This is a genomic window from Oxalicibacterium sp., from assembly GCF_035565035.1.
Classification (GTDB): Bacteria; Pseudomonadota; Gammaproteobacteria; order Burkholderiales; family Burkholderiaceae_D; genus Oxalicibacterium.
In genome coordinates, this window is the sequence record NZ_DATMTD010000005.1 from 1 (window position 1) to 9533 (window position 9533).

Sequence of the window (9533 nt, forward strand, 5' to 3'; positions counted from 1 at the left end):
GCCGTGCGGCCTGAATTGGGCGACGGAAGGCGATTACAGGCCGAGGCGGGCCGTTGCGTCGTTCATTACATTGGCGTTCCATGGCACGAAGCCGGTCATGCCGATTTTCTGCAATGCCGTCTTGCCGGCATCGTTATCGGAAAGGCCGAGCAGCAGGTTGCGGACTTTTTCACGATCGGCTTCGCTCAGTTTTTTCGAGATGATGAATTGCTTTATTGGGACGGGTTTTGTCTCCGCCAGAATGCGGCCACCCTTGGCAACCCAGTCTTTTGCCACGCCAGCCGAACCGGTGACGCCGGCATCGACAAAACCGTTATCGATCATGAACGGCACGGCGTCCTGATAACGGGTAGCGGTATAGGCTTTTTCCGGTTGCTGGAAGCCGAGTTCATGCAGGTTTGCGGTAAACATCGTGGTGGTGATCGACTCGACGGAAGGTACGCCGATCTTCTTGCCGCGCAGATCCTGCATCGACTTCAGAGGTGAAGCCTTGGAGACCATCACGCGCGCACGGTAATCGGTGTATCCCTTGGCAGTGACCAGTCCTTCGTAGCCATCTTTCTTCACGGCCAGCAGACCGACATGGGCGGGATGGATGAAAGCGAGGTCGTATTTGCCCTCCGCCAGGCCTTTTTCCAGCACCGCATACTTGTCGACGCTTTGCACCTTGACGTTCTGCTTCAGTTCCTTGGACAGCAACTGCAGCAACGGTTTGTAACGTTCGCTCGCAGGGCCGCCGTCTTGGTAGGTGACACCTTCGTTGACAGCCAGCACCAGATCCTGCGCCGCGACGGAACCGATTCCGCCAGTCAGGATTGCCATTGCCAAGAAAGACCGGATTAATTTCATGAGTCGCTCCAAGTATTTTTTTAGGGTAATTACTTATGGAGTGAATGTTACATTAATCACGTTCTTCAAAAGAGATTTTCTTGCCGCCTGTCAGCTTTTTGCCCGTTCCGTTTCTTCCATAAAAGAAGACCGATTTCGCGGCAACAAAGCCACGGCATCGGTCTGGGGAGGGTGCGGTTGTCGGCTCTAGATAGCGGACGATTAAATAACTAGATTCTGCCGGTCAAGACCATGATCAGCAGGATGACAACCAGCAGGCCGGTAATGCCGCTTGGCGCGTAGCCCCAATTGCGACTGTAACCCCAGCTTGGCAAGGCGCCGATCAGGATCAGGACCAGAAGGATGAGAAGCAGGGTGCCGAGAGTCATGGTGTCTCCTTGTCAATTGTCGTGGTTCAAGAATAGGAGTCTGTGTCGTCGCCATCTGTACGGTCCCGAACACTCGATGCAGACCGTTACCTGCACAATGGTTGAAAACATTGTTAATAAAATGAGGAGAGGATCATGCAAATTCGTACCTTGCTGTTTGTGATTGTTCTGGGTGCCATCGGCGGCCTGGCAGCGTTGAATTGGGAAGCTTTCAATACGCCAACGCCATTGTGGCTGGGCGTGACGACCGTCCAAGCGCCGCTTGGGCTGGTAATGCTGGGATTGACAGCCTTGCTAACCGCTTTATTCCTCGTTTTTATTGTCTATCTGCAATCGTCCATATTGCTGGAAGCGCGTCGCCACGCGAAAGAGTTGCAGGCAAATCGCGAGTTGGCAGATCAGGCAGAGGCGTCACGTTTTACCGAGTTGCGTCGTTTCATCGAGCTGGAAATGCAAGCTGTGGTCCGACAGGATGGCGAAACGCGTACAGCCTTGCTGGCGCGCATGGATCGACTCGATACTGAGATCCTGGCGGCCGTCAACCAGTCCGGCAACTCGCTGGCAGCCTATATCGGCGAGGTGGAAGACAGACTGGAGCGCGACGGAAAAGTCGCGGTGGAAAAGAGATGACGGCGAATTGTTAAATTGTTACGTTGCAAATTAGTTTCCATATGGAAATAAATTTTAACGAAAAAATTGCATCGGTTAAACTGGCGAGTCACGTTTCCTTTAGATGCTCGCCATGCCACGGGTCAAGCAATCCGATAATTTCGCCGCTTACATATTGGTCGTGATCGTCTGCGCGATCATCTGCGTCGTCATGATGTGGATGTATTTCGATTACAAACAGCGCACGGCGTCTTATCTTGCCTACTCGGCTTTCGGCCCGATCGTCGCTCGCGGTTCCGAGTTTTCGATTCGCGCGTCGGTTGCCGTGCAGACGCGCAACGAAGATACTTCCTGGATTGAAAAGAACCAGAAAGCGGTCAACGTTGCCCTGCAAGCGGCTTTGGCTTCCGCTGATCCGGTACGTGTGCGTGCGCCCGAGGGGGTGACTTATGTGCAGGGAATGTTGCGGGATGCCGTCAATGCCTCGCTTGGCACACAAAATGTCCAGGAAATCCTGCTGACCGATTTCGTCGTCCAGGGGAACTGATCTCGGTTCGCGGGCGGCGGCTCGGCACAGGCATTACAATGTCGGTACCGCAATCGCGAACGCCGCTTCAGATGAGTAAAGACAATCCCGCCGATCATTCCCGCAACTCCCTTCGTCCTGATTCCCCTTGTGCCGGTTACTGCTCGACATCGCACGGGGATGAAGTGTGCAAGGGGTGTGGCCGTACATGGGATGAAGTGCTCAACTGGATTATCTATACCGACGAGGAAAAAGCCGCCGTCTGGGCGCGGCTGGAAGCGGCCGGGCTGGTCAGGCGCTGACGGCCGTCGCGTCGGCAGTTGTCATATTCTGCGGCGTTGTTTCCGCCTGACTGGGCGGGGCGCCGATTAGACTTCAGGGCCAAGAATCGGTAGACTTGTGGCCTTTTTCCCCAGGGCTATTCCATGTCCGTCACGCCCGAATCTCCAACATCCGACTCTGCACTCGACGCCGACAATGTCGAGACCGCGTCGCCATCGCGTACTGTTTCGTCCGATCTGATCGAAAAGGAAGTTGCGCGCCGTCGCACCTTCGGCATCATTTCCCACCCGGATGCGGGTAAAACCACGCTGACGGAAAAACTGCTGTTGTTCTCGGGCGCGATTCAGCTCGCCGGGACCGTCAAAGGCCGCAAGAGCGGGCGTCACGCCACATCCGACTGGATGGAGATCGAAAAGCAGCGCGGCATTTCCGTCGCCAGCTCGGTCATGCAGTTCGAATACCGTGATCATGTGATCAATCTGCTCGACACGCCGGGTCACCAGGATTTTTCCGAAGATACGTATCGCGTGCTGACCGCCGTCGATTCCGCACTGATGGTGATCGACGCCGCAAAAGGCGTCGAGGAACAGACGATCAAATTGCTGAACGTTTGCCGCATGCGCAACACGCCGATTATCACGTTCATGAACAAGCTCGATCGCGAAACGCGCGATCCGCTGGAGCTGCTGGACGAACTGGAGTCGGTGCTGAAGATCGAATGCGCGCCAGTCACCTGGCCGATCGGCATGGGCAAGAATTTCCGTGGCGTGTATCACCTGTTGCGCGACGAAATCATGCTGTTCGCGCCGGGTAATGAAAAAGCCGATCAGTCGTTCGAAGTCATCAAGGGCATCGACAATCCACGCCTGGCGGAAATGTTCCCGCTCGAAATCGAACAATTGAAGATGGAAGTCGAACTGGTGCACGGCGCGTCACATCCATTTGAACTCGACGCCTTCCTGTCCGGCAAACGCACGCCGGTGTTTTTCGGTTCGGCAATCAACAACTTCGGCGTGCGCGAAATCTTGAACGCGCTGCTCGACTGGGCACAACCGCCGCGCGAGCGCGATGCGACCGTGCGTGCAGTACAACCGACCGAGATGCCATTCTCGGGATTCGTGTTCAAGATTCAGGCCAATATGGATCCGGCGCATCGCGATCGCATCGCGTTCCTGCGCGTATGTTCGGGTCGTTTCGAACGCGGTATGAAGGTCAAGCATCTGCGCCTGAATCGCGAGATCAAGGTGTCCAGCGTCGTGACGTTCATGGCGTCGAGCCGCGAACAGGTCGAAGAGGCCTACGCCGGCGACATCATCGGCTTGCCGAATCACGGCAACATGCAGATCGGCGACAGTTTTTCCGAAGGCGAATTGCTGCAGTTCACCGGCATTCCGTATTTCGCGCCGGACTTTTTCCGCTCTGTGCGCATTCGCAATCCGCTGAAGATCAAGCAGTTGCACAAGGGGTTGCAGCAGCTCGGCGAAGAGGGCGCGATTCAGGTCTTCAAGCCGGTCAACAGCAGCGATCTGGTGCTGGGCGGTGTCGGCGTGTTGCAGTTTGAAGTGGTCGCCAGTCGTTTGCTGAACGAGTACGGCGTCGATGCCGTATTCGAAGGCACCAGCATCAGCAGCGCACGCTGGATTTCCTGCGACGACAAGAAGATGCTGGCTGATTTCGAAAAGTCGTCGGCAGGTCATAACCTCGCACATGACGCGGCGGGCAATCTTGCGTATCTCGCCAGTTCGGGCGTCAACCTGCGACTGACACAGGAACGCTGGCCCGGTGTCACTTTCCACGAAACACGTGAACACGCGGCCAGGTTGGGCTGACTCTGCGCTGATTTTCTCGTCCGCTTTTACATCGATCTGCGTCGGTTCCCGCTTCTTCCATGGCCTTGAAGACGGGAGTCGACGCATTGCATTGACATTCATTCCATCCATACAACATCATGCGAATCATCATTCGCTGACAGTGTTGCAGTCGGATTTTCATGGAGACCGGCATGCCGAAGAAATTCAAGTTCACCCGCTTTACCAGTTTCTCGTTGCGCGATCTGTTGATCATGATCGCCCCGATGGCGGTGCTGATCGTCGCTGCCGGATATTTCGCTTATAAGCTGATCAATCCTTTTCCACCGTCGCAGGTCACGATTTCCACGGGACAGGAGAACAGTGCTTACGCGTCCTTTGGCAAGCGATATGCGGAGACGCTTGATAAATACGGCATCAAGGTAACGCTGCGACCTTCGCAAGGCGCGCTGGAAAATCTGCAACGCCTGAAAGACGAGGACACCGATGTCGACGTTGCTTTCGTCCAAAGCAGTTCCATGGAACAGGGCGATGCAGAAAAATACGGACTGGTTTCGCTCGGCACACTGTTTAACGAACCGATCTGGCTCTTCTATCGTGCGAATCTCGATATCAATCGCCTGACACAACTAAAAGGTTTGCGCGTGAATGTGGGTGCCGAAGGCAGCGGGATTCCCAAACTGCTGCGCGATCTGCTGGCGGCCAACGGACTGAAAGACAGCGCAGTGCATCTAAGCACGCTGGATGACAAACCGGCAGCAGATGCCTTGCTGGAAGGGAAAATCGATGCGGCGGTTTTCAGTTCGGCACCGAACAGCTCCGTCATCCAGAAGCTGCTGCGGGCTCCTGCGGTGGATCTTTTCGATTTCTCCCAGGCGGAGGCCTATACGCGTCGTTTCCCCTATCTGTCCCAGGTCACGTTGCCGCGCGGCCTTATCAATCTCGGTCGCGATCAGCCGCCGCGCGATATTCATCTGATTGCGCTGACGACCACACTTTTGGCGCGTGAAGATTTGCATCCGGCGCTGGTCAATCTGTTCGCCCAGGCAGCGGTGAATATTCATGGCACGGCTGGCTGGTTCCGCAAGCGGGGAGAATTTCCGAATGCGGCTGCGACCGATATTCCGGTAGTGCCTGCAGCAGTCAAGTTTTATCGCGATGGAACGCCGTTCCTGCAGAGGTATCTGCCGTTCTGGGTTGCCAACTTTTTCGAACGGATGTGGATCGTGATCGTTGCGTTGGGCGCATTGCTGATTCCGCTGTCGCGCGTGGTTCCTCCGCTGTATGTGTGGAAGGTTCGTTCGCGCATCTATCGCTGGTATGGAGAATTGCGGACGGTGGAACAGGCCATCGAGGAAGTGGCGCCGGACAAACGAAAAGAAGTTTATCCGGCGCAATTACGCAGGCTGGAGGAGCTGGATGACAAGGTGAATCACATTTCGATTCCGCTCTCGTTCGCCGACGAGTTGTATCGCTTGCGCATCAGTATCAATCTGGTACGCAAGCGCATCCTCTGGTTAAGTCAGGAAAAGCCGGCGATGGTCTGACTGTTCGAACCGATCAGGCGCCCAGCCACGGCAGGCCGGCCTTGCACCAACCGTTGACGTTTTTGCGGTGACCGGCTGCGTCTTTCTCACCCTCGAATCCTTCAAGCACGTCGAAGCAGTTGGCATAACCGTGTTCGGTCGCCAGCTTGGCTGCATGACGTGAACGTACAGCACCACGGCACAGGAACAGGATGATGTCATCCTTGTTTGCCACCTGCGCCAATTCCGGCAGAAAGTTCGGATTCGGCGTGCCGCCCGGATACAGATTCCACTGCACGGCGGCATGCTGAGCCGCAGGAATATCGACACGGCCGACCCAGTCGCGTTCGGCATTCGTGCGGACGTCGACAAGCTTGACCCTGGAATCCGAGAGCAGCAGATCAAGCGCTTCCTTCGGCGTTACTGCGCCTGCGTACGGAAGTTGATCGTTTTGACCCCGCGTACGTGCGGTGGAAAGAATGGTCGATGGCGTATTCATGTCGTATGGCTTTCTGTTTGATGCAGAAAACGAATCGCGATGGCAAATCCTTCGTCTGCGGATAAATGATTCATGATGCCGCTGGGGTTATTTTTTCACACGCAGATTTTTTGCATAGAAAAATCCCCAGGCCAGGCCCAGCAAGGCTGCACAGAGCGATGCCAGCAGCACACCGAGCTTGGCCGCGTTCAGCATGTTCGGATCGGAGAACGCGAGTGTTGCGATGAAAATCGACATCGTGAACCCGATGCCGGCAAGCAGTCCCACCAGGCTCACGCCACACCATGTAACGCCGGGCGGGAGCACACACCATCCGAGACGCACGACGATCCAGCTTAATCCGATCACGCCGATCGGCTTGCCGATGACCAGCGCGGCCAGCACGCCGATCATGATCGTTGTCGATCCACTGGCAGAAAGGTCGATGCCGTTTAACGAAACCCCCGCGTTGGCAAGCGCGAACAGCGGCATGATGCCGAAGGCCACCCATGGGTGTAGTGCCATTTGCACGCGGCTGACCGGTGGCAGCAGGTTACGTTGCGCCTGTCGCAGTTGCTTGAGCGGCTCGGCCAGATGATGCGGATCGAATTTTGTTTCTTCCGCGCGTGACCACAGATCCTTGACGGCGTTGGCAGCGACATCGAGCGGCCGTCCATGCATTCGTGTCGGAATGACAGGCGTCATGAGTCCAAGAACGACACCCGCGAGCGTCGGATGCGCGCCTGTTTTCAACAAGCCAATCCACAGGATGGCGCCCGGAAGAACATAGGCATACGCCGATCCGATACCGATCCATTGCATGCCAAGTACGATCAGGATGCCGATTGCAGCAATGATGAAGCCGTCGTAGCTCAGTCCGCCGGAATAGAAAATGGCGATGATCAGCACGGCAACGATGTCATCGATGATGGCCAGTGCCAGCAGAAAAATCCGGACATTGGAAGGAATCGAGCGGCCCAGCAATGCGAGCACACCTACTGCAAAAGCGATATCGGTCGCAGTCGGCACGGCCCAGCCATGCGCCTGAATACCGGCGTGATTCATGGCGAGATATATCAATGCCGGTACAACGACGCCACCCAATGCGGCAGAAAGCGGTAGTGCGGCCAGTCGCATGCTGGCGAGGGCGCCTTCATGAATCTCCCGACGGATTTCCATGCCAACCACAAGGAAAAAGATGGTCATCAACGCGTCATTGATGAGGAAATGCAGCGATTGCGATACGGTCCAGTTACCGACGGAGAACGACAGGTTCGTGTGCCACAAATGATGGTAGCTGTCTGCAGCCGGCGAATTCGCCCAGATCAAGGCGATGGCGGCAGCGGCGAGTAACACGACGCCGCTGAACGCTTCAATGTGCAGAAAACGTTCAAGCGTGGCAAAGGCGCGCTCGGCGAGAAGTTGTGCGCGCGGCAGGGAATTGGCGCTTTGAGGCTGTTTCGGATTCATGAGCAGATTCTCCGCGTGGCGGCCCGACCGACGCATTACCTGTTTGCCGCGATATGCGACATACACCCATTACACATTTTACATGAGCAACTTGTCTTTCCAGTTCAACAAAGCTGTTAAGAAGCATGCGCACCAAAAAAGGGAGTGTAGAGATAGTCCAAACGAAATTGCATTTGTTTGGTGCGTTAACACATTAATGCACCTTAATTGTGCGTTTAATGGCAAAGGAAAGAAGAGTCGGAAAATAGGTAAAGCGGCAGTAAAAGTGCATTTCCCGAGCGTGCCCTGCAGCAGTGCGAATCCGGTAATTCCTGCAAAGTTCGTGGCATGGAATCTGCTATCATTCCGGGCGAGTTATGGACATGCTGTTTGACGCAAGCCTCAGCACGGATCACAACCCCAATTAATTCTGTATTACGTTGCTCATTTTAGGAGATTCGCATGGCAAGGACGGCCGCAGAGGTCTTGAAGATGGTGAAAGACAACGAAGTCAAATTCGTTGATTTTCGCTTTGCTGACACACGAGGCAAAGAACAGCACGTCACCGTGCCGGTTTCGCATTTCGACATGGACAAGTTTGAATCCGGTCATGCATTCGACGGTTCGTCGATCGCCGGCTGGAAAGGTATCGAAGCCTCCGACATGCTGTTGATGCCGGATCCGAATACCGCGAACATCGATCCGTTCATGGAAGAAACCACGCTGTTCATGCAATGCGACGTCATCGAACCATCCGACGGCAAAGGTTACGACCGCGATCCGCGTTCGATCGCCAAGCGTGCAGAAGCCTATCTGAAATCCTCCGGCCTGGGCGACACCGCCTACTTCGGTCCTGAGCCAGAATTCTTCATTTTCGACGGCGTCCGCTGGAAAATCGGCATGGACGGCTGCTTCGTCAAGATCGATTCCGAAGAAGCATCGTGGAGCACCGGCGAAAAGATCGAAGGCGGCAATACCGGCCATCGTCCTGCAGTAAAAGGCGGCTACTTCCCGGTTCCACCAGTCGACAGCTTCCAGGACATGCGTTCGGAAATGTCGCTGATTCTCGAATCAATGGGCATTCCTGTTGAAGTGCATCACCACGAAGTCGCTGGCGCCGGCCAGAACGAACTGGGCACCAAGTTCTCGACGCTGGTTGAGCGCGCCGACTGGACCCAGAACCTGAAATACGTCGTGTGGAATGTTGCACACACCTACGGTAAAACGGCAACCTTCATGCCGAAGCCGATCGTTGGCGACAACGGTTCGGGCATGCACGTTCACCAATCGGTCTGGAAAGACGGCAAGAACCTGTTCGCAGGCGACGGCTATGCCGGACTGTCGGACTTCGCGCTGTACTACATCGGCGGCATCATCAAGCACGCCAAGGCACTGAACGCGATCACCAACCCAGGTACCAACTCGTACAAGCGTCTGGTTCCAGGTTACGAAGCACCGGTCAAGCTGGCTTATTCGGCACGCAACCGTTCGGCTTCGATCCGTATCCCTCACGTGTCGAATCCAAAAGGCCGTCGCGTCGAAGCGCGTTTCCCGGATCCTCTGGCGAACCCGTACCTGTGCTTCGCAGCGTTGCTGATGGCAGGTCTGGACGGCGTGCAGAACAAGATTCATCCAGGC

Annotated in this window: 10 protein-coding genes; 6 read left to right on the forward strand and 4 right to left on the reverse strand. The window is 55.6% G+C overall.

The window, feature by feature from the left end; all coding sequences use genetic code 11:
• Positions 1–33: 33 nt before the first annotated feature.
• Both VN114_RS00405 and VN114_RS00410 read right to left on the reverse strand, forming a co-directional pair.
• Positions 34–849, reverse strand: a complete 816-nt coding sequence (locus VN114_RS00405; RefSeq protein WP_325510861.1) for a phosphate/phosphite/phosphonate ABC transporter substrate-binding protein — start codon at positions 847–849, stop codon at positions 34–36.
• A gap of 209 nt (positions 850–1058) precedes the next feature.
• The gene (locus VN114_RS00410; RefSeq protein WP_325510863.1) at positions 1059–1217 is read right to left on the reverse strand and encodes a DUF3309 domain-containing protein; all 159 of its coding nucleotides are present in this window, start codon (positions 1215–1217) and stop codon (positions 1059–1061) included.
• Between the two features lie 135 nt (positions 1218–1352).
• Between VN114_RS00410 and VN114_RS00415 the strand changes: the two genes are divergently transcribed.
• The 5 genes from VN114_RS00415 to VN114_RS00435 all read left to right on the forward strand — a co-directional run bounded on the left by VN114_RS00415 (position 1353) and on the right by VN114_RS00435 (position 5989).
• Positions 1353–1847, forward strand: a complete 495-nt coding sequence (locus tag VN114_RS00415; RefSeq protein ID WP_325510865.1) for a LapA family protein — start codon at positions 1353–1355, stop codon at positions 1845–1847.
• 112 nt (positions 1848–1959) lie between these two features.
• Positions 1960–2373 carry a flagellar basal body-associated FliL family protein gene (locus tag VN114_RS00420; RefSeq protein WP_325510867.1) on the forward strand — a complete coding sequence of 138 codons (414 nt, stop codon included), beginning with the start codon at positions 1960–1962 and terminating at the stop codon, positions 2371–2373.
• A 71-nt stretch (positions 2374–2444) separates the two neighbouring features.
• Positions 2445–2654 (forward strand): DUF1289 domain-containing protein, encoded by a 210-nt coding sequence (locus VN114_RS00425; RefSeq protein WP_325510868.1) that lies wholly within the window; start codon positions 2445–2447, stop codon positions 2652–2654.
• A gap of 123 nt (positions 2655–2777) precedes the next feature.
• Complete coding sequence (locus tag VN114_RS00430) at positions 2778–4463, forward strand: peptide chain release factor 3 (protein ID WP_325510869.1); 1686 nt, start codon at positions 2778–2780, stop codon at positions 4461–4463.
• A 173-nt stretch (positions 4464–4636) separates the two neighbouring features.
• Positions 4637–5989, forward strand: a complete 1353-nt coding sequence (locus tag VN114_RS00435; RefSeq protein ID WP_325510871.1) for a TAXI family TRAP transporter solute-binding subunit — start codon at positions 4637–4639, stop codon at positions 5987–5989.
• A 13-nt stretch (positions 5990–6002) separates the two neighbouring features.
• Here VN114_RS00435 and VN114_RS00440 read toward each other — a convergent pair whose 3' ends face one another.
• Positions 6003–6467, reverse strand: coding sequence for a rhodanese-like domain-containing protein (locus VN114_RS00440; protein ID WP_325510873.1), 465 nt, complete (start codon positions 6465–6467; stop codon positions 6003–6005).
• A gap of 87 nt (positions 6468–6554) precedes the next feature.
• Positions 6555–7916 carry a Na+/H+ antiporter NhaA gene (nhaA, locus tag VN114_RS00445; RefSeq protein WP_325510875.1) on the reverse strand — a complete coding sequence of 454 codons (1362 nt, stop codon included), beginning with the start codon at positions 7914–7916 and terminating at the stop codon, positions 6555–6557.
• A 441-nt stretch (positions 7917–8357) separates the two neighbouring features.
• On the opposite strand from nhaA, the gene glnA reads away from it, so the two are divergent.
• The coding region (glnA, locus tag VN114_RS00450) for a type I glutamate--ammonia ligase (RefSeq protein WP_325510877.1) at positions 8358–9533 on the forward strand (1176 nt) is incomplete at its 3' end.

What these genes read in the sequence shown, in the direction of transcription:
- nhaA (WP_325510875.1), bottom strand. Translation starts at nt 7,916, where the DNA reads ATGAATCCGAAACAGCCTCAAAGCGCCAATTCCCTGCCGCGCGCACAA.
- VN114_RS00405 (WP_325510861.1), bottom strand. Translation starts at nt 849, where the DNA reads ATGAAATTAATCCGGTCTTTCTTGGCAATGGCAATCCTGACTGGCGGA.
- VN114_RS00430 (WP_325510869.1), top strand. Translation starts at nt 2,778, where the DNA reads ATGTCCGTCACGCCCGAATCTCCAACATCCGACTCTGCACTCGACGCC.
- VN114_RS00425 (WP_325510868.1), top strand. Translation starts at nt 2,445, where the DNA reads ATGAGTAAAGACAATCCCGCCGATCATTCCCGCAACTCCCTTCGTCCT.
- VN114_RS00440 (WP_325510873.1), bottom strand. Translation starts at nt 6,467, where the DNA reads ATGAATACGCCATCGACCATTCTTTCCACCGCACGTACGCGGGGTCAA.
- VN114_RS00415 (WP_325510865.1), top strand. Translation starts at nt 1,353, where the DNA reads ATGCAAATTCGTACCTTGCTGTTTGTGATTGTTCTGGGTGCCATCGGC.
- VN114_RS00435 (WP_325510871.1), top strand. Translation starts at nt 4,637, where the DNA reads ATGCCGAAGAAATTCAAGTTCACCCGCTTTACCAGTTTCTCGTTGCGC.
- VN114_RS00420 (WP_325510867.1), top strand. Translation starts at nt 1,960, where the DNA reads ATGCCACGGGTCAAGCAATCCGATAATTTCGCCGCTTACATATTGGTC.
- VN114_RS00410 (WP_325510863.1), bottom strand. Translation starts at nt 1,217, where the DNA reads ATGACTCTCGGCACCCTGCTTCTCATCCTTCTGGTCCTGATCCTGATC.